Annotated in this window: 19 protein-coding genes; 3 read left to right on the top strand and 16 right to left on the bottom strand. The window is 41.6% G+C overall.

What is annotated here, in order from left to right:
• Positions 1 to 10: 10 nt before the first annotated feature.
• The 3 genes from nrdE to nrdH are packed head-to-tail and all read right to left on the bottom strand — an operon-like array spanning position 11 to position 2,804.
• Positions 11 to 2,143, bottom strand: coding sequence for a class 1b ribonucleoside-diphosphate reductase subunit alpha (gene nrdE, locus PR834_RS19870; protein ID WP_004257107.1), 2,133 nt, complete (start codon positions 2,141 to 2,143; stop codon positions 11 to 13).
• A gap of 11 nt (positions 2,144 to 2,154) precedes the next feature.
• Positions 2,155 to 2,568 carry a class Ib ribonucleoside-diphosphate reductase assembly flavoprotein NrdI gene (gene nrdI, locus PR834_RS19875; RefSeq protein ID WP_004257105.1) on the bottom strand — a complete coding sequence of 138 codons (414 nt, stop codon included), beginning with the start codon at positions 2,566 to 2,568 and terminating at the stop codon, positions 2,155 to 2,157.
• A gap of 8 nt (positions 2,569 to 2,576) precedes the next feature.
• Positions 2,577 to 2,804: a glutaredoxin-like protein NrdH gene (gene nrdH, locus PR834_RS19880; RefSeq protein ID WP_036957963.1), complete on the bottom strand. Its 228-nt coding sequence runs from the start codon at positions 2,802 to 2,804 to the stop codon at positions 2,577 to 2,579.
• A gap of 288 nt (positions 2,805 to 3,092) precedes the next feature.
• On the opposite strand from nrdH, the gene PR834_RS19885 reads away from it, so the two are divergent.
• Both PR834_RS19885 and cspE read left to right on the top strand, forming a co-directional pair.
• Entirely contained in the window at positions 3,093 to 3,551 is a 459-nt protein-coding gene (locus PR834_RS19885) for a methylated-DNA--[protein]-cysteine S-methyltransferase (RefSeq protein WP_004257101.1), read from the top strand.
• A gap of 216 nt (positions 3,552 to 3,767) precedes the next feature.
• The gene (gene cspE / locus PR834_RS19890) at positions 3,768 to 3,977 is read left to right on the top strand and encodes a transcription antiterminator/RNA stability regulator CspE (RefSeq protein ID WP_004257099.1); all 210 of its coding nucleotides are present in this window, start codon (positions 3,768 to 3,770) and stop codon (positions 3,975 to 3,977) included.
• Positions 3,978 to 4,120: 143 nt separating this feature from the next.
• Here the strand turns inward: cspE and lipA are convergent, their stop codons facing one another.
• The 9 genes from lipA to rsfS all read right to left on the bottom strand — a co-directional run bounded on the left by lipA (position 4,121) and on the right by rsfS (position 12,712).
• Complete coding sequence (gene lipA, locus PR834_RS19895; RefSeq protein WP_004257088.1) at positions 4,121 to 5,086, bottom strand: lipoyl synthase; 966 nt, start codon at positions 5,084 to 5,086, stop codon at positions 4,121 to 4,123.
• Positions 5,087 to 5,209: 123 nt separating this feature from the next.
• Positions 5,210 to 5,824, bottom strand: a complete 615-nt coding sequence (gene lipB, locus PR834_RS19900) for a lipoyl(octanoyl) transferase LipB (RefSeq protein WP_071585879.1) — start codon at positions 5,822 to 5,824, stop codon at positions 5,210 to 5,212.
• 230 nt (positions 5,825 to 6,054) lie between these two features.
• Entirely contained in the window at positions 6,055 to 6,318 is a 264-nt protein-coding gene (gene ybeD / locus PR834_RS19905) for a DUF493 family protein YbeD (protein WP_004257083.1), read from the bottom strand.
• A gap of 150 nt (positions 6,319 to 6,468) precedes the next feature.
• On the bottom strand, positions 6,469 to 7,680 hold the full coding sequence (gene dacA / locus PR834_RS19910; protein ID WP_004257076.1) for a D-alanyl-D-alanine carboxypeptidase DacA: 1,212 nt from the start codon (positions 7,678 to 7,680) through the stop codon (positions 6,469 to 6,471).
• Between the two features lie 172 nt (positions 7,681 to 7,852).
• Positions 7,853 to 8,827 (bottom strand): endolytic peptidoglycan transglycosylase RlpA, encoded by a 975-nt coding sequence (gene rlpA, locus PR834_RS19915; protein ID WP_036957957.1) that lies wholly within the window; start codon positions 8,825 to 8,827, stop codon positions 7,853 to 7,855.
• A 13-nt stretch (positions 8,828 to 8,840) separates the two neighbouring features.
• Complete coding sequence (mrdB, locus tag PR834_RS19920; RefSeq protein WP_004257071.1) at positions 8,841 to 9,953, bottom strand: peptidoglycan glycosyltransferase MrdB; 1,113 nt, start codon at positions 9,951 to 9,953, stop codon at positions 8,841 to 8,843.
• A gap of 37 nt (positions 9,954 to 9,990) precedes the next feature.
• Complete coding sequence (gene mrdA, locus PR834_RS19925; RefSeq protein WP_004257068.1) at positions 9,991 to 11,880, bottom strand: peptidoglycan DD-transpeptidase MrdA; 1,890 nt, start codon at positions 11,878 to 11,880, stop codon at positions 9,991 to 9,993.
• A gap of 32 nt (positions 11,881 to 11,912) precedes the next feature.
• The gene (gene rlmH, locus PR834_RS19930; protein WP_036957956.1) at positions 11,913 to 12,383 is read right to left on the bottom strand and encodes a 23S rRNA (pseudouridine(1915)-N(3))-methyltransferase RlmH; all 471 of its coding nucleotides are present in this window, start codon (positions 12,381 to 12,383) and stop codon (positions 11,913 to 11,915) included.
• 2 nt (positions 12,384 to 12,385) lie between these two features.
• Entirely contained in the window at positions 12,386 to 12,712 is a 327-nt protein-coding gene (gene rsfS, locus PR834_RS19935; protein WP_272536877.1) for a ribosome silencing factor, read from the bottom strand.
• A 263-nt stretch (positions 12,713 to 12,975) separates the two neighbouring features.
• Here rsfS and PR834_RS19940 point away from each other — a divergent pair, with 263 nt between their 5' ends.
• The gene (locus PR834_RS19940; RefSeq protein WP_110591309.1) at positions 12,976 to 13,701 is read left to right on the top strand and encodes a YbgA family protein; all 726 of its coding nucleotides are present in this window, start codon (positions 12,976 to 12,978) and stop codon (positions 13,699 to 13,701) included.
• Here the strand turns inward: PR834_RS19940 and nadD are convergent.
• The 4 genes from nadD to leuS are packed head-to-tail and all read right to left on the bottom strand — an operon-like array spanning position 13,689 to position 18,530.
• The gene (gene nadD, locus PR834_RS19945) at positions 13,689 to 14,354 is read right to left on the bottom strand and encodes a nicotinate-nucleotide adenylyltransferase (protein WP_206277454.1); all 666 of its coding nucleotides are present in this window, start codon (positions 14,352 to 14,354) and stop codon (positions 13,689 to 13,691) included. The genes PR834_RS19940 and nadD overlap by 13 nt on opposite strands.
• A complete protein-coding gene (holA, locus tag PR834_RS19950) occupies positions 14,347 to 15,378 on the bottom strand; it encodes a DNA polymerase III subunit delta (protein WP_004257053.1) in 1,032 nt (343 codons plus the stop codon). Before holA ends, nadD begins: the two co-directional genes overlap by 8 nt.
• Positions 15,378 to 15,917 (bottom strand): LPS assembly lipoprotein LptE, encoded by a 540-nt coding sequence (gene lptE, locus PR834_RS19955; protein WP_036957952.1) that lies wholly within the window; start codon positions 15,915 to 15,917, stop codon positions 15,378 to 15,380. The genes holA and lptE overlap by 1 nt, the downstream gene beginning before the upstream one ends.
• A 30-nt stretch (positions 15,918 to 15,947) precedes the next feature.
• On the bottom strand, positions 15,948 to 18,530 hold the full coding sequence (leuS, locus tag PR834_RS19960; RefSeq protein ID WP_004257043.1) for a leucine--tRNA ligase: 2,583 nt from the start codon (positions 18,528 to 18,530) through the stop codon (positions 15,948 to 15,950).
• Between the last annotated feature and the right edge of the window lie 157 nt (positions 18,531 to 18,687).

Here is an 18,687-nt window from a genome sequence, read left to right on the forward strand (position 1 = left end):
TATTTTCCTATTACAAAGTGCAAGATACGCAGCCTTCGACTTCAGTTCCTTCGAGGGCAGTTTGGCGTAATCGGATGTAATACAATGTCTTGATTCCTTTTCGCCAGGCATATATTTGCGCTCGGTTAATATCTCGTGTGGTGGCATCATCTTTAAAAAATAGAGTCAAAGATAAACCTTGGTCAACGTGCTGAGTTGCCATGGCATAAGTATCAATAATTTTTTCAGGGCCGATTTGGTAAGCATCTTGGTAATATTCTAAGTTTTCATTCGTCATGAAAGGAGCAGGGTAGTAGACACGACCAATTTTACCTTCTTTACGAATTTCAATTCGTGAAACAATCGGGTGAATGCTTGATGTTGAATTATTGATATAAGAAATGGACCCAGTAGGAGGTATTGCTTGCAAGTTTTGGTTATAAATCCCATAGGTAATGACAGACTGCTTTAAAGCTTGCCAATCTTCACGAGTTGGAATTTCGATACCCGAACGTCGGAATAATTCCTGAACGGTTTGTGTTTTTGGTAGCCAAATATTGTTGATATATTTATCAAAATAATCACCAGAGGCATAGGTTGAATGTTCAAAACCAACAAATGCAGTTTTTCTTTCGATGGCTAATTGGTTTGAAGTTTTTAATGCGTAATAGGTGACCGCATAAAAATAGATATTGGTGAAATCGAGCGCTTCTTCTGAGCCGTAATAAATATGCTCCCTTGCCAAGTAGCCATGTAAATTCATTTGACCTAACCCAATCGCATGCGATTGTCGGTTACCTTCAGCAATGGAAGGGACAGAGCGAATATCGCTCATATCGGAAACTGCGCTCAATGCTCTAACAGCTGCAGCTATTGATTGGGCGAAATCCGGTGAATCCATTGTTTTAGCAATATTCATGGAGCCTAAATTACAGCTAATATCTTTACCAATTTGTTGATAGCTCAAATCGTCTTCATAAACGCTAGGGCGATTAACTTGCAGTATTTCTGAGCAAAGATTGCTCATATTTATGCGCCCTGCGATAGGGTTAGCTCGGTTGGCAGTATCTTCAAATAAAATATACGGATATCCAGATTCAAACTGGATCTCAGCTAAAGTTTGGAAAAATTCCCGAGCATTAATTTTGTATTTTTTTATCGCTTTGTTATTGACCATCTCATGGTATTTGTCTGTAACGCTAATTTCAGACATAGGAACCCCATAGATGCGCTCAATATCATAAGGAGAGAACAAATACATGTCCTGGTTATCTTTCGCTAGCTGGAAAGTAATATCGGGGATAACGACCCCTAAAGAAAGTGTTTTAATCCGTATTTTTTCATCTGCATTTTCACGCTTAGTATCAAGAAAACGCATAATATCAGGGTGATGAGCATGCAAATAGACGGCACCGGCGCCTTGCCTTGCACCTAATTGGTTGGCATAAGAAAATGCATCTTCTAACATTTTCATGACAGGAACAACACCAGAAGACTGGTTTTCAATCAGTTTTATTGGGGCGCCTTGTTCCCGCAAATTGGTCATTAGAAAGGCGACTCCGCCACCTCGTTTGGATAGCTGCAAAGCCGAATTCACAGAGCGGCCAATAGATTCCATGTTGTCTTCGATTCTTAAAAGAAAACAAGAGATTAGCTCACCGCGTTGTTTTTTACCGCAGTTAAGGAAGGTGGGAGTTGCAGGTTGGAAACGACCTGTAATAATTTCATCGACATACAATTTAGCAAGAGATTCACTCCCTTGCGCAAGCGTTAAAGCAACCATACAAACGCGATCTTCATAGCGTTCGAGATAGCGTTTGCCATCAAAAGTTTTCAGCGTATAGCTCGTGTAATATTTAAAGGCACCGAGAAACGTTTGAAAACGGAATTTATGAGCGTATGCCTGTTTAAATAGTGCTTTGATAAATTCAAAGTCATATTGTTCTAATACACTGTTTTCGTAATAATTTTCTTGTACTAAAAAGTCTAATTTTTCTTTTAAATCATGGAAAAATACGGTGTTTTGGTTCACATGCTGTCGAAAATAGTGGTGAGCCGCTTCTTTGTCTTTATCAAATTGAATACGGCCTTCATTATCATATAAATTCAACATCGCATTGAGCGCATGATAATCCACATCTGATATATTTTGCATTTTATCCATTTGGAATAACTCTAGTTGTTTGTACGTTGCCAAAACGTTTTTAGGCCTTGTTGAACGGACTGAACATCTTTATCAGTACCAAGAAGTTCAAAACGATATAGGTAGGGGACATGGCATTTTTGCGCAATGATATTTCCAGCTATCGCATAGGCATCACCAAAATTGGTATTACCCGCAGCAATAACACCGCGGATAAGTGTGCGGTTGACTTCAATATTAAGAAATTGGATCACCTCTTTTGGGACAGCACCTTTGCTACCACCACCACCGTAGGTCGGCAGTAATAAAACATAAGGTTTTGTCGCAATTAGACTATTTTCGTGGCTTCCAATAGGCAACCGCGTTGCTGGGACACCTAGCTTTTCAATAAAGCGATGGCAATTTCCTGAGCGACTTGAAAAATAGATGAGTGATTCCGTTTTCATAACACCACCTAAGCGGCTAATAAGCTAATCATGTCTGGTCGAAAACCTGCCCAATGTTTGTCTCCCGCAATAACAACGGGAACTTGCTGGTAGCCTAATTTTCTGACTAATTCAAGAGCTTGGCTGTCTTCAGTAAGGTCAATGATTTGGTAGGAAATAGATTTGCGATCTAAGGCTTGATAAGTTGCATTACACTGAACGCAGTTAGGTTTACTATAAATGGTAATCTCAGCCATGTTATTTACCTTTTGAATGTTTAATAGCAGTAAAAATAAGGTGCGTGACATACAAATACTATATATAGATTTTTAACTTATCAACCACACAATATGTAGTGAATAGAAAATATTGAATGATAATTATTCTAATTATTAGCTAGGTGGTTATTAACATTGAAAATAAAAAAGTATGGTATTGGATGATTCAGATAGACTCTCTAAGAAAAAAGATCATTGCAAAGTGGAAATAATTTACTCTATAACTGTATATACAATCAGGTAATTGAGTCCTTTTGAGGAGATACTATGTACCATCAATATTTAGCAACACCGGATAAATTTCCTAAACCGTGGATACATATTACGGCTGATGATGACGGAATAACGAGCCTCTATTTTGTGGATGAAAAAACAGAAAAAGAAACGAAGAATGAGCACTCCAAGCTTTGTGTGAAAGAATTAAAGGAATACTTTAATCATAAAAGAACCGTTTTTACGGTTGCATTAAATCCACAAGGAACAGAATTTCAGAAAAAAGTGTGGAAACATCTTTGTGGGATCCCTTACGGGGAGCGATGGAGCTATAAAGATTTGGCGTTAAAGTTAGGCTCCGTAAATTATTGTCGTGCGGTCGGTATGGCAAACTCACGTAATCCAATCTCATTAATTGTTCCTTGTCATCGCGTACTTGGGCATGATGGAAAATTAGTGGGGTATACAGGAGGCTTAGATATTAAAGATTGGTTACTTTTGCATGAGAAGTAAACACTGAATAATTAGTTATAGGTAATACTATTAGTTGTAATAATTACTATTGATAAGAATTATTGTCGAAATCAGAACCTATTCTATCGATAAATAATATTTTTTTATCTTTTTAGTCCATTTTCGTGATCTAGGTTGTAGACAAGTAACTGAGAAATCTGATGTACTGAGCTTGATACAGATGGTGTGTCTATTTTATTTTAAAGGTAATATTTGATGTCTAAAGTTAAAGGTAACGTTAAGTGGTTCAACGAATCTAAAGGTTTTGGTTTTATCACTCCAGAAGATGGTAGCAAAGATGTATTTGTTCACTTTTCTGCGATTATGGGCGATGGTTTCAAAACCTTAGCTGAAGGCCAAAAAGTGGAATTTGAAATTACTGAAGGTGCTAAAGGCCCATCTGCTGCTAACGTTATTCCTCTGTAATTTTTATAATTAAGATTAAAACGAACAGCTGAAAACTCGCCCTAGCTATCTAGGGCGAGTTTTTTTATTTATAAAAATAAAAAAGGCCTGATATAAACCAGACCTTTTTATCAATAAATTGTCTATAAATTAAACAGTTGAGATTATTTAACTTCTTCGCCTTTAGCTTGTAAATCGGCATGATAAGAAGAGCGAACGAATGGTCCACAGGCTGCGTGAGTGAAGCCCATTGCCATGGCTTCTTCTTTCATTTCATCGAACTCAGCAGGGCTGACATAGCGTTTGACGGGTAAGTGATGGCGACTTGGTTGTAAGTATTGGCCTAGTGTAAGCATCGTTACACCATGACGACGTAAGTCGCGCATAACCTCGATAATTTCTTCATTGGTTTCACCAAGACCGACCATTAACCCCGATTTAGTTGGGATATTTGGATGTGCTTCTTTAAATTTTTCGAGTAATTTTAAAGACCATTCATAGTTAGCGCCAGGGCGAACTTGGCGGTAAACACGTGGCACATTTTCAAGATTATGGTTAAACACATCAGGTGGTGTTGCGGTTAAAATCTCTAATGCGCGATCCATACGGCCGCGGAAGTCAGGAACCAGCGTTTCAATTTTAATTGATGGGCTTTTTTCACGAATAGCACTAATGCAATCAGCAAAATGCTGTGCTCCGCCATCACGTAGGTCATCACGGTCAACAGACGTAATGACGACATAGCGTAGTGCCATATCTTTAATAGTTTGCGCTAATTTTTCGGGTTCGTTGGCATCTGGTGCATTTGGGCGACCATGGGCAACATCACAGAATGGGCAGCGGCGGGTACAAATAGCCCCCAAAATCATAAAGGTCGCGGTACCATGGTTAAAACACTCAGAAAGGTTAGGGCATGATGCCTCTTCACATACAGAGTGTAAGCCATTTTTGCGCATGGCTGCTTTAATGCCTTGAATACGAGTGGAATCAGCAGGAAGCCTAATTTTCATCCAGTCAGGTTTACGTAGAATTTCTTCTCGTTCAGTCACAACGTTTTTGACAGGGATCAGCGCCATTTTGTCGGCGTCACGATATTTAATTCCGCGTTCTATCTGAATTGGTTTACTCATAATATGACGGTTCCAGTTATCTTTTATGCTGATGGATAAGTGATAATTCTAAATAAAACCGAATGGAGACTGTTATCCATTCATTAAAATATTTTTTAAAAATGTTAAAAAATTATAGCATTATTATTGAACAATATGAAATCCTAGTGTGTCACAGAATTGGCGAATTAGCACAGGCTGAACATCGGAAACTGATACTTTGGGAGCAAGATTACTCATTTGAGTCATCTTTAATTCACTGTAACCACAAGGATTAATACGATTAAAGGGTTCAAGATCCATATCAATATTCAATGCGAGCCCATGAAAAGAACAGCCTTTCCTTATGCGTAATCCGAGGGAGCAAATTTTGTCGCCATTAACATAGACACCGGGAGCATCAGGGCGAGGATACGCTGCAATATTAAAATGGGCAAGGGTATTTACGACGGTATTTTCTAATGCGGTAACTAGCTCACGAACACCAATTTTATTGCGTTTTAGATCGAGCATAACATACATCACTTGTTGCCCTGGCCCATGATAGGTAACTTGGCCGCCTCTATCACTTTGGATAACAGGGATATCACCAGGGGCAAGAACGTGCTCCGCTTTTCCGGCTTGGCCTTGGGTAAATACGCGAGGATGTTCAACTAGCCAAATTTCATCATGGGTTTCTGGCGTACGGTGTTCTGTGAATTGGTGCATAGCATCAGAAACAGTTTGATAAGGAGCAAGGCCAAGTTGGCGTATGGTTATACATCTATCTGACAAAATTTAGGTGTCCACGTTGTCTTTATCGTTGCGGGCAGTATAACGCCTATGTTTGCCATACTTCAAGTTAACATACGACTGGATGCTTGCATAAAATGTGATTTAGATTGGAAACAAATGTTATTTAGGAGTGAATATATTGCATTTTAACGTAGGGCATAAAAATGAAAAAGGCCGAATAACAGTAGACTATTCGGCCTTTGATAACTTGTTGTTTAAAGTACAACTTTCACTAACTCTAATGCACCTAACTCAGTATACAAGGTTTCAACTTGTTCAATATGAGTTGCATTGATAGTAATAGAAACTGAGTGATAATTGCCTTTGCTACTTGGTTTTACGTCTGGGCTATAGTCACCTGGCGCATGACGCTGTACCACTTCAATCACTTGATCAACCAGTTCAGGCTGTGCCAAGCCCATCACTTTGTAGGTTAATGGGCATGGGAACTCAAGCAGTTCACCTAATTTCGTTTTCATGGGCACTCCTAATTTTTAAATTGGGCTGCTGGCTGAAAAAGATTGGCTGGTATTAAACCAGCCAATGAGATGTATTCATCCAACAAACATTTCGGTACTTATCTATTTCGATATTTACTATATGGGGACGACTTATTTTAGTTTCAAGTCTTAACCAAACCAGCGATGAAAGAGTAATTTTATGTAGTCAATTAACCGACTGAAAAAACCACCTTCTTCAACATCTTTTAACACTGCTAAAGGGTGCTGTTCGATGATTTTACCATCAAGTTGGAAGCTAATTGTCCCTACTTGTTGGCCTTTGGTTAATGGTGCTTCTAGTTCAGTTGTCGTTAATTCATAGCTGGCTTTTAAATCTTTTAAGCGGCCTCGTGGGATAGTGAGGTATAAATCTTCGGTCACACCTAATTTTACTTCATTTTCATCACCAAACCAGACTGGCACACTGGCAAAATCCACATTGGCTTGTAATGGTTTAACGGTTTCATAAAAGCGGAAACCGTAAGTGAGTAATTTTTTACTTTCGGCATCACGGCCTTTGCTACTTTTCCCCCCCATAACAACGGAGATCAGGCGCATGTCACCTTCAGTTGCTGATGCGACAAGGTTATAGCCCGCGGCATTAGTATGGCCTGTTTTGATGCCATCAACAGTTAAGCTCTTATCCCACAACAGCCCATTGCGGTTTGTTTGACGGATGTTGTTAAAGGTAAACTCTTTCTCTTTATAAATTGCGTATTCTTCAGGCACATCACGTACTAGCGCTTGCCCAATAAGAGCCATATCACGTGCTGAACTATATTGGCCCTCAGCATCTAACCCATGAACAGTTTGAAAATGGGTATTTTTCAGCCCTAATTTGTTCACGTAACCATTCATTAGCTGAACAAAGTTGGCTTGGTCACCCGCAATATAGTCGGCCATTGCAACACAGGCATCATTACCTGATTGCAAGTTAATGCCACGAGTTAACTGAGAAACGCTAACACGATCGCCTGGTTTTAAGAACATCAATGATGAGCCTTTAAATACTGGGTTACCAGTAGCCCACGCATCATTTCCAACCGTGACAATATCATTTTCACCAATTTTGCCTGACTTAATTGCCTGACCGATAACATAGCTGGTCATCATTTTTGTCAAACTCGCCGGATCACGGCGTTGGTCAGCATTACTTTCAGCGAGAACTTTGCCTGAATTATAATCAATTAAGATATAAGCTTCTGCATCAATAGCGGGCGCTGCAGGAATTGATGTATTTGGGAAGGTTTCATTAGCGTTCGCAATGTTAGCAGTCATAAGAAGGAGTGCGGAACCCAGCACAGTATGACGCACGATGCGTGATGGAGCGACATTATTCATGGTTTTACCATTACATCCGAAATTCGGTTAACACAAGGAGGCGCAGTTTAGCAAAAGAACGGGATAAGAAAAAAGTGACTTTTGCGCTGTACCAATGATTTTTTTGTCAGTTGAATATTGCCTGTATTTAGGTTGCCCAAAATATGATTGAGCAACCTAAAGTTACATAGCTCTATGGTGCAACGACCATTGACGATTGGTTTTTTTCAGACTGTAAACGGCCTTGAACCTCAACAGCTTGTTGCCTTGTACTAAATGGCCCTAGCTGTACTCGGTAAATACCATTATAGGGTTGTAGACGGCCTGGAACATTAAATTGTGTTTTCAACTCATTCAGCATATTTTGCGCGTTGGCTTGGCTACTAATGGCACCAGCTTGAACAAGAAAACCACGCTCTGGAACCGGTTCTTCAGCTACAACGGCTGCAGGTGGCGGTGTTGGTGTTTGCAGGTTCATGTCTGGCATAGTAGGCTGCATCGGTTCTTTGGGCTGCTGAACTGGCAATGTATTTTCCGGAGTTGGCAAGTTTTCCATCACAGGGGTGCCCATTGGGCCAGAACCTAATTGTGGGCGTCCCGGTAAAGCATAGCTCTGTTTCACAAAGTTAGAACCTACTGTTCCTGTCCCTGATAAGGAGCCATCTTGGGCAACTTGAATGGCATCAATTTTAATTTTTGTCGTAGGCATTAAATTCAGGCGGTCAGCGGTAGCTCTTGAAACAGCAATACTTTTACCTGGAACATAAGGCCCGCGGTCATTAACACGAACAACCATCATGCGGCCATTCATCATATTGGTGATACGTACATAACTTGGGATTGGCAAAGTCGGGTGAGCCGCTGTTAATTCCACTGGGTTAACGCGTTCCCCAATCGCAGTCATATTACCTGCAGACTCAGCACCATAAATGGATGCATAACCCACTTGGCTAAATTGTGATGGGTCACGTACGATTTGGTATTGTTGACCATTACGTGAGTAATCATTATTTGCGGTTGGATGATACGGCTCATAATGAGGCTCTGCACCTAATACATCTTGAGTGGGTACATTGGTTGGCACTTGGGCTGGTTGTTTAACTTCATCTGTCACACAGCCACTGAGTAGCGCGGCTGTGACGCCAAGCATTATCCATTGTAAACGCATACTAAGCCTCATTTTATAAACTTTTAGAAAGGAATTTTCGGTGTGTATGTATCGACATGATAATACCGAATCCAGCCATTAAAACAATCAATGCGGAGCCCCCATAACTCACTAAAGGGAGGGGGACACCAACCACAGGTAATATACCACTGACCATACCGATATTCACAAATACATAGACAAAAAGGATTAAGATCAAGCCGCCAACCATAACTCGACCAAAGGTGTTTTGTGCGCTAGCAGCAATATAAAGCCCGCGAATAATCAGTAAAAGGTATAGGCCAAGTAAAATGAGCACCCCAACTAAGCCAAGTTCCTCTGCTAACACAGCAAAAATAAAGTCGGTATGTCTTTCTGGCAAAAATTCAAGCTGTGATTGCGTGCCATGTAGCCAACCTTTCCCCATTAACCCACCAGAACCAATTGCAATTTTTGACTGGATAATATGGTAACCAGCCCCTAATGGGTCAGTTTCTGGGTCTAATAACATCATGACACGGGCTCTTTGGTAGCCATGCATTAAAAAGAACCACAGCAGGGGAATGAAGGCCGCGAGCGCAATCGCTGCAACAGTAATAAGCCGCCAACTCATTCCTGCAAGGAACAAAACGAACAAGCCTGAAGCTGCAACTAAAATTGAAGTACCAAGGTCTGGTTGCGCCGCCACCAATAATGTGGGTACAAAAATCAATACTAGTGCAATTACGGTATTTTTGAATGAAGGAGGGCATAGGTCTCGGTTCATAAAACGAGCGACCATTAAAGGGACGGCAATTTTTGCAATTTCAGAGGGTTGGAACCGAATGAACCCTAAGTCTAGCCAACGCTGAGCCCCTTTACTTATCTGCCCAAAGACATCAACAAAAACCAGTAAAATAACGCAGAAGATAAACAGGTGAGGTGCCCAATTTTCATACATTCTAGGGGGGATCTGCGCCATCACTATCATGACGACGAAGCCTGTCGCTATCTGCCCTAATTTACGCTCCATCATTTCAGGATCTTGGCCGCTGGCACTCCACATAATAAATGCGCTGTATGCAAGCAACGCGATAATAATTAGCAGCATAGGCACATCTATATGCAGACGTGTGGATAACGAAATTTTTTTCTTATCGTCTGTCATATTCTTTATAGCTCTTTGTTATTCATAGAATTGCGCATCAGCGATCTTCTCCTGCATTGGTTGCTGACACTGCGACTTCGGTTCGGTTATCACCAAGAAGAACGTGGTCAAATATTTGCCGCACAATATCACCGACTGCTGGGCCTACGCCCCCATTTTCTAAAATAATCGCAACGGCAATAGTGGGTTTATCATACGGAGCATAAGCAATCATTAACTTGTGGTCGCGCAAGTGCTCTGCCAGCTTACTGGCGTTATAGGTTTCATAGCTGAAGACTTGTGCGGTACCGGATTTCGCAGCTGCTTTATATGGTGTGCCAATGAAACTGCGGCGGCCAGTACCATTTGGTGCATTGGCTACACCGTACATTCCATGCTTAGCTAGTTCCCAAAAACCTGAGTTAATATCGCCGATTTGTTTGGTTTCTTTGTCTTCATAAGGCACCATGGCATTACCCAACTTTGTGCCGTAGAGTAAATGAGGGGTCTTAACTTGACCATCATTTATTAATGTCATCAATGCTTTTGACATTTGAATTGGAGTTGCTGTCCAATAGCCTTGTCCTATCCCAACAGGGATCGTATCACCTTGATACCAAGGTTTTTTATAGCGTTTTTGTTTCCATTCACGGGTTGGCATGATGCCAGAGCGCTCTTCAGCCAGGTCAATACCCGTATAATCGCCAAAACCAAAACGGCTCATCCATTCAGAAATACGATCAATTCCCATATCATAAGCGACTTGGTAGAAGAAGGTATCCGCAGATTCAATAATGGATTTCGATACGTTAAGTTTACCGTGTCCCCAACGCTTCCAGTCGCGGTAGCGTTTTTCTGAACCCGGTAATTGCCACCAACCAGGATCAAAAATAGTCGTATTTGGCGTGATTACTTTTTCACTCAATGCGGCGACAGAAATAAAGGGTTTTACTGTTGATGCAGGGGGGTAAAGCCCTTGAGTTGTCCGGTTAATCAACGGCCTATCAGGGTTATTTAATAACGCTTGATAATCTTTATTTGAGATACCGTTAACAAACAAGTTAGAGTCATAACTTGGATTAGACACCAGAGCCAAAATTTCGCCATTACGTGGGTCAGTGACCACAACGGCAGCACGGCTAGTGGTTAACAGTTTTTCGATATAAATCTGTAATTCGAGATCAATGGTAAGGTAGATATCCCGACCAGCTTGCGGTGGTTGTTCATGAAGTTGGCGAATAACACGACCACGGCTATTCACTTCAACTTCTTCATAACCTGTTTTGCCGTGTAAGATGTCTTCATAATAACGTTCAATACCTAATTTACCGATATCGTGGCTAGCGGCATAATTGGGTAATAAACCTTCTTTATCAAGACGTTCAACATCTTTGTCATTAATTTTTGCCACATAGCCAATCACATGGGTTAGTGCAGAACCGTATGGGTAAGAACGACGTTGGTAGCTTTTGACCTCTAAACCAGGAAAACGGTACTGGTTAACAGCAAAACGAGCGACTTGGACTTCGTTAAGCTGTGTTTTTAGTGCAATAGAGGTAAACCGACGTGAGCGCTTACGCTCTTTTTCAAAATTAGTGATGTCTTCGTCAGTTAAATCGACCACACTACGAAGATTATCTAAGGTTTCTTGTAGATTACTGACTTTTTCGGGCACGATTTCTAACTGGTAAAACGTGCTATTAAGTGCGAGTTGGGTTCCTCGACGGTCATAAATAATCCCACGGCTTGGTGCAATAGGCACCAATTTGATTCTGTTATCGTTTGACCGCGTTTGGTAATCTTCATGACGGACAATTTGTAAGTGATACAAATTCGTCACAAGAATAGACGTTAAAATGACAATCACACCGAAGGCGATAAGCGCTCGGCGGATAAACAAAACTGATTCAGCGGTATGGTCGCGAAAAGGGGTGCGTTGTGTTTTCATCCCATTGCCATTTTGAACATATTTAAACCTGACTATTCCCTGTGATAAGGGTGGTTAGTCGTAATACTCCATGCGCGATAAAGACTTTCAGCAACAAGGACACGAACCAGTGGATGGGGCAGCGTAAGTGGTGAAAGCGACCAGCTTTGCTCCGCGGCTGCTTTGCAAGCGGGTGAAAGACCCTCGGGACCACCGATTAATAAACTAACATTACGGCCATCTTGTTTCCATTTATCGAGCTGTACGGCAAGTTTTGGGGTATCCCAACGATCCCCTGGAATATCCAAAGTGACGATGCGATTTCCTTTACCTACAGCTGCGAGCATTAATTCGCCTTCTTTTTCTAGAATGCGCTTTATATCTGCATTTTTCCCGCGTTTTCCTGCTGGAATTTCCGTTAATTCAAATGGCATATCTTTAGGAAAACGGTGGAGGTAATCCATAAAGCCGGTCTGGACCCAGTCCGGCATTTTTGTTCCAACGGCGATGAGCTGTAATTTCAAACTCAGCTCCAAAGCTTTTCTAATTCATACATACGACGACTTTCTTCTTGCATAATATGAACAATGGCATCGCCAAGGTCGACGACAATCCAATCAGAAATGCCTTGCCCTTCAACACCCAATGGTATTAAACCATTTTTTCGGCAAGCTTCGATTAATCTGTCAGCGACTGACATCAAATGGCGGCTTGATGTCCCTGTACAGATGATCATCTGATCGGTAATACTTGATTTCCCTTGAACATCGATAGTAATGATATCTTCTGCTTTAGCATCATCAAGCTGATCGATAATAAATTGTTGGAGTTCAGTTCCTTGCAAAAGGTTCACCTTTTATTCAAATAAACAGAATATCACGTTAAACACTGTTTGTAGTTTGTAGATAAAATAATGGCTGATAACGAATCAAACACATTAACAGCCTTGTTATTTTACCCTAGATTTTAAGAAAAATCGGCTAAATTATTTTTTATTCATTGTGGAGTGAAATTTATAGGGATATCCGTACATTTGAGCAAGAAGTTTGTGTTAACTTTACAAAATAACTCTAGAAACTGTACTCCTGAAAAACATTTTAGGATGAGATAGGTATTATGCAAATAATTAAGCCAAAAGTTTTTATATTTGAAGGGATTAATCATCTTCCTGTTAATATTCATCGACAAGTGAGTTCCATGGTTGAATTTATGACGGATTTTTCCCATGAGGACAGGCAAAACAAAGTTAATGGTATTATTTGCTTTGGCCAGCAACTCCCTGAATTACAGGGGCTATTCCCTGCTAACATTCCAATATTAACCAGTGATAAACTACAAGATACAACGTTCTGGGACTGCTTTTTGACGAAATTGTATACGTTACAAAGGTTAGATGGCTTATACAACGAATTAACACATCACAACATTATTCAATTTCATAGCTGCCACAAATATCTCATTATGGCGTATTCCCCTGTTGGCTATCAGTATACAGGGCGTTTAGTGGCGAGTATTAAAAGCAGTACCGACCTTGTGTGTTTTTTTAATCAATATAAAGCTTGTTTAATGGAAATATTGGCGACAGTGCCAGCAAGAAACACGGAAGTTAATGCGCTGAGCCATATGCAAGGTTATTTCAAACACAAAGCCACGAAGGATGAGAAAAAACGCTTATTATGGCTGATTAACGACTATTTAGCGGGGAATTTACCGTTAAACAGGCCGTTAGAGATGATGAAACAATTGCTTATTCAATACCCAGACAACTATTTAATAGAGCAAGTCATTTTTGAGCCATATCCGAATAGTTGTTCAATAAGGGAGCTCCCTTATTGCTGGTAAAGGTGATGTTGATGAATATATTGCAGAACTGCATCTGGAATTAAATCGTGACAAGAGTCGCCTGAATTTAATTTTTCGCGGATCTCTGTTGCTGAGATATTTACCAGTGGAGTATCTCCAATAAAAATATACCCATTCGCCACTTGGCTTAAGGCAATAGGGTCTGTTGTTTGATGTTCTAACAGCCAGTTTTGCATTTTAGGATCGGTAAACTGTGTGGCATATCCCGGTCGGGAACAAACCAATAAATGGCAGTTATCAAGTATCCGCTCCCAGCCGTGCCATTTATTAATCGACAATAAGGAATCTTGACCAATAATAAACGCCAGAGGTTTTTCTGGCCCAATTTCTTGGCGTAATTCAACCAGTGTTTCTATCGTGTAAGAAGGGCTATTTTTCTCTAATTCACGTGTATCGATAGCAAATAAAGGCGCATTTTGAATTGCGAGTTTCACCATTTCTAAACGTTGTGATGGCGTCGCTTCTGGTTGTGGGCGATGGGGGGGAACGTGGTTAGGTAACAAGATAACTTTTTCGAGCCCAACTTGTTGAGCAAGTGCTTGCACTGGACGTAAATGGCCAAAGTGAATGGGGTCGAACGTCCCACCGAATAATGCGAGCAAGTTATGCTGTTTTGAAAATGAGTTACTCATGAATAAAATTCTCTGCAAATGCTTTACCACATAATAGCATAGACAGTGACTGCAGGTCAGGCCATGGAGAATGGCTAAAATCTTGTTTAATATTGATTTCTGCTTGCGTTAATAACATTAATGCAGATTGTAATTGATGCAATGTTAAACGTTGTAAGGCTTCCGTGAGCACACCTCGGCGGTTTTGCCACACTTTGTGTTGATCAAATAATGTCTTTAACGCGGTTGTTGCAGACTGGCGTTTTAATGTAATAAGCAACATTAGATCGCGTTGGATTGATCGCAATAAAATAACAGGCTCAATATCTTCTTGCTGCAATTGCTCTAAAATATGCCATGAACGGCGGGATTTACCCGCCAATAGGGCATCAACCCAATGGTAGGGAGTAAAATGCGCAGAGTCATTAACGGCACTCTCAACCCGAGGATAGGTGAGTTTACCATCTGGATAAAGAAGAGACAGCCGCTCAAGTGCTTGCGCCAAACCAAGTAAATTCCCTTCATAACAGTAACAAAGTAGCTGGTTAGCTTCGGTTTCTAACGAAAGCCGCATACTGTAGGCGCGTTTAGAAACCCATTGTGGTAACCGCTGATATTCAGGCGTTAGGCAGCTGATATAAATAGCATCTTGGCTAATTGCTTTAAACCAAGCACTGTTTTCTTGTGCTTTAGTGAGCTTATGACCACGTAACACAAGAAGGAGATCTGAATGCAGTAATTGCGCCAGTTGGTTCAGCTTTTCAGCCATGGCGGCATTAGGGCCATTTTCAGGCAACAACAGCGTGAGAGTTTGACGGCTAGCAAATAGGCTGAGAGCTTGGCAGAGGCTAAAAATCTCATCCCAATCAGTATTTTGCTCTAGAGAAAACGAAAAATGCTCTTCAAAGCCTTGCTCTTGTGCCGCTTTGCGGATGGCATCTTGGCTTTCTTGAAGAAGAAGGGGCTCATTGCCCCAAATTAAATAGCGGCCTCTTAGAGACTCTTGTAACGAAGAGGCCAGCTGTTCAGGGTAGATACGTGTCATTATGGTTGAGTATTCGTATCAGCCGCTTGGTTTTTTGCTTTTTCAAGTTCTGCTGAATGAACAAGCAATAATTTACGCACGATATTGCGTGCAGCTTGTTCTTGCATTTCTTGCCTTACAATTTCTTTTTCAGCATCTTTCGCCAGTGCTTCTAAAGGGTTGTCGAAGAAAGTGCGTTCAACACGGCTTTGTAAAGGATAGATAGCACCATCAGGCATTAACACTTGCACATTCATTACCAGTGTTAATTGTTTCTCTGCCGCTTTACCATCTTGATAAACGGACACAGTTTCAGTGTTCTCATTAGAACTCAGAACTTTCAAAATGGGAACACCGGCTCTTCCAGTTTCGAGAATGGTCACATTATTGAGCCGCAGTTGTTCCCTAAGCGCCCTTGTAAGGTAGCTATATGGATCACTTGAACTTAGCTGCAAAGTTCTCAGTTCCTCAGGAATTTGAGTTGTTCCTTGAAGACGAAAACCGCAACCTGCGGTGACTAGCACCGCCAGGCTCAAAAATAAAGTTATCAGATAACGCACCTGGCCTCCTTATCAGCCAACAACCTAATATTAACCTACAACAAGGTTTAGCAATTTGCCTGGGACATAGATTACTTTGCGGATGCCAACACCTTCAAGGTATTTCGCTACGCTCGGTTCATTTTTTGCCATATCTAGGACAAATTCTTGGTTTGCATCAGCCGGAACGGTGATACGACCACGAACCTTACCATTAACTTGAACGACAACCAGTTTGGTATCGTCAATCATGGCTTTTTCATCAGCAACAGGCCATTGTGCGAAATCGATGTCTGTTTGGTGACCGAGCGCTTTCCACATTTCAAAGCAAGCGTGTGGAATGATTGGTGATAACATCAGCGTGATAGCCTCAAGAGACTCTTGGACTAATGCACGGTCTTGTTCCGTTTCTTGTGGTGCACGAACTAATTTGTTCATGAATTCCATGATAGCAGCAATAGCAGTGTTGAATGCATAACGACGGCTGAAATCATCAGAGACTTTCGCGATTGTTTTGTGCAGATCACGACGTAAGTCTTTTTGTTCAGGTGTTAATGTGCTGATATCTAAAGGTGAAGTTGCACCTTTTTGTGAGTGCTCGTGTACTAAACGCCAAACGCGACGAACGAAGCGGTTAGCACCTTCAACGCTGGATTCTTGCCACTCAAGGGTTAACTCTGGTGGTGCAGCAAACATCATAAATAGGCGAACGGTATCCGCACCGTATTTTTCGACCATTAATTGTGGGTCAATACCGTTGTTTTTCGACTTAGACATTTTGCTCATACCGGTATACACCAGTTCATGGCCTTCATTATCTACGGCTTTAATAATACGGTTTTTGTCGTCACGTTCAACAATGGCGTCTGCTGGAGAAACCCAAACACGCTGACCATCGCTGCCCGTATAATAGAATGCATCAGCAAGCACCATGCCTTGGCACAGTAAGCGTTTTGCTGGTTCATCTGAGTTGACTAACCCTGCATCACGCATCAACTTATGGAAGAAGCGGAAATACATTAAGTGCATGATGGCATGTTCGATACCACCAATATATTGGTCAACCGGTAACCAGTAGTTTGCTGCCTCGGGGTCTAACATGCCGTCGTCATATTGCGGGCAGGTATAACGTGCATAGTACCAAGAAGATTCCATAAAGGTATCGAAGGTATCGGTTTCACGTAATGCAGGTTGACCGTTAATGGTCATTTTTGCCCACTCAGGGTCAGCTTTAATTGGGCTGGTAATGCCGTTCATCACGACATCTTCTGGCAAAATGACAGGTAACTGGTCTTCAGGAACAGGAACGACAGTACCATCTTCCAATGTTGCCATTGGGATTGGTGCCCCCCAGTAACGTTGACGTGAAACACCCCAGTCACGTAAGCGGTAGTTTACTTTACGTTGACCTGCACCTAGTGCGACAAGTTTATCTGAAATGGCATTGAAGCCAGCTTGGTGGTCTAATCCACTGAATTCACCTGAGTTAATCAGTGCATTTTTTTCGGTCATCGCTTCTTGGGATAAATCAGGCTCATTGCCATCAGCATCGGCAATAACTGCTTTGATGGGTAAGTTATATTTGTGAGCGAATTCCCAGTCACGTTGGTCATGGGCAGGAACGGCCATAACAGCACCAGTACCGTATTCCATTAAGACAAAGTTAGCGACCCAAATTGGCAACTTTTCTTGGGTTAATGGATGAATAACGAATAAACCGGTTGCCATACCTTTTTTATCCATGGTTGCCATATCTGCTTCCGCAGTTTTGGTATTACGGCACTCATCAATAAATTGGGCTAATTCAGGGTTATTTGTCGCGGCTTCTTTAGCCAGAGGGTGACCTGCTGCAACAGCCACATAAGTTGCCCCCATAAAAGTATCAGGGCGAGTGGTATAGACTGTTAAGGTCTCATCACGGTCTGCAACATTGAACGTGATCTCAGTCCCTTCGGAACGGCCGATCCAGTTGCGCTGCATGGTTTTGACTTGCTCTGGCCAGTCATCTAATTTGTCAAGGTCGTTGAGCAGCTCTTCTGCGTAGTCGGTAATTTTAATAAACCACTGTGGGATTTCTTTGCGCTCAACAGGGGTGTCACAACGCCAGCAGCAGCCATCAACCACTTGTTCATTCGCCAAAACAGTTAAGTCATGTGGGCACCAGTTAACCGCAGAGGTTTTTTTGTACACTAAACCTTTTTCATACAATTTAGTGAAGAACCATTGTTCCCAACGGTAATATTCAGGGGTACAAGTCGTGACTTCGCGATCCCAATCGTAACCGAAACCGAGCATTTTCAGCTGGTTTTTCATGTAATCGATATTGGCATAAGTCCAAGGCGCAGGAGCAGTATTATTTTTAACCGCAGCACCTTCAGCAGGCAGACCAAACGCATCCCAACCAATTGGTTGGAGAACGTTTTTCCCCAACAAACGTTGGTAACGAGAGATAACGTCACCCATGGTGTAGTTACGTACGTGGCCCATGTGTAGTCGACCAGAAGGGTAAGGTAGCATGGACAGGCAGTAGTATTTTTCTTTGCTGTTGTCTTCAGTCACTTTGAAAGTTGCTTTTTCATCCCAGTGACGCTGTACTTTAGGCTCTATATCTTCTGGACGATATTGTTCTTGCATGGCACCGATAATCCTATGGTGAATAAATGCTACATCTGTAGCGTGAATGTCTTTCTTAATTGAGATCGCATAGCATAGCGGATCTACACCGAAAACAACAATAGTTGATTAGCTGAACCTACGAGGGAGGCTGGATATTGCTTTTCGGGGAACGGAT

Source organism: Providencia sp. PROV182 (genome assembly GCF_028480325.1).
GTDB lineage: Bacteria > Pseudomonadota > Gammaproteobacteria > Enterobacterales > Enterobacteriaceae > Providencia > Providencia hangzhouensis.

Excerpts from the sequence above, each read along its gene's own strand:
- nrdE (WP_004257107.1), bottom strand. The coding sequence starts at position 2,143 with ATGGATAAAATGCAAAATATATCAGATGTGGATTATCATGCGCTCAAT.
- nrdI (WP_004257105.1), bottom strand. The coding sequence starts at position 2,568 with ATGAAAACGGAATCACTCATCTATTTTTCAAGTCGCTCAGGAAATTGC.
- nrdH (WP_036957963.1), bottom strand. The coding sequence starts at position 2,804 with ATGGCTGAGATTACCATTTATAGTAAACCTAACTGCGTTCAGTGTAAT.
- PR834_RS19885 (WP_004257101.1), top strand. The coding sequence starts at position 3,093 with ATGTACCATCAATATTTAGCAACACCGGATAAATTTCCTAAACCGTGG.
- cspE (WP_004257099.1), top strand. The coding sequence starts at position 3,768 with ATGTCTAAAGTTAAAGGTAACGTTAAGTGGTTCAACGAATCTAAAGGT.
- lipA (WP_004257088.1), bottom strand. The coding sequence starts at position 5,086 with ATGAGTAAACCAATTCAGATAGAACGCGGAATTAAATATCGTGACGCC.
- ybeD (WP_004257083.1), bottom strand. The coding sequence starts at position 6,318 with ATGAAAACGAAATTAGGTGAACTGCTTGAGTTCCCATGCCCATTAACC.
- dacA (WP_004257076.1), bottom strand. The coding sequence starts at position 7,680 with ATGAATAATGTCGCTCCATCACGCATCGTGCGTCATACTGTGCTGGGT.
- rlpA (WP_036957957.1), bottom strand. The coding sequence starts at position 8,827 with ATGCGTTTACAATGGATAATGCTTGGCGTCACAGCCGCGCTACTCAGT.
- mrdB (WP_004257071.1), bottom strand. The coding sequence starts at position 9,953 with ATGACAGACGATAAGAAAAAAATTTCGTTATCCACACGTCTGCATATA.
- mrdA (WP_004257068.1), bottom strand. The coding sequence starts at position 11,880 with ATGAAAACACAACGCACCCCTTTTCGCGACCATACCGCTGAATCAGTT.
- PR834_RS19940 (WP_110591309.1), top strand. The coding sequence starts at position 12,976 with ATGCAAATAATTAAGCCAAAAGTTTTTATATTTGAAGGGATTAATCAT.
- nadD (WP_206277454.1), bottom strand. The coding sequence starts at position 14,354 with ATGAGTAACTCATTTTCAAAACAGCATAACTTGCTCGCATTATTCGGT.
- holA (WP_004257053.1), bottom strand. The coding sequence starts at position 15,378 with ATGACACGTATCTACCCTGAACAGCTGGCCTCTTCGTTACAAGAGTCT.
- leuS (WP_004257043.1), bottom strand. The coding sequence starts at position 18,530 with ATGCAAGAACAATATCGTCCAGAAGATATAGAGCCTAAAGTACAGCGT.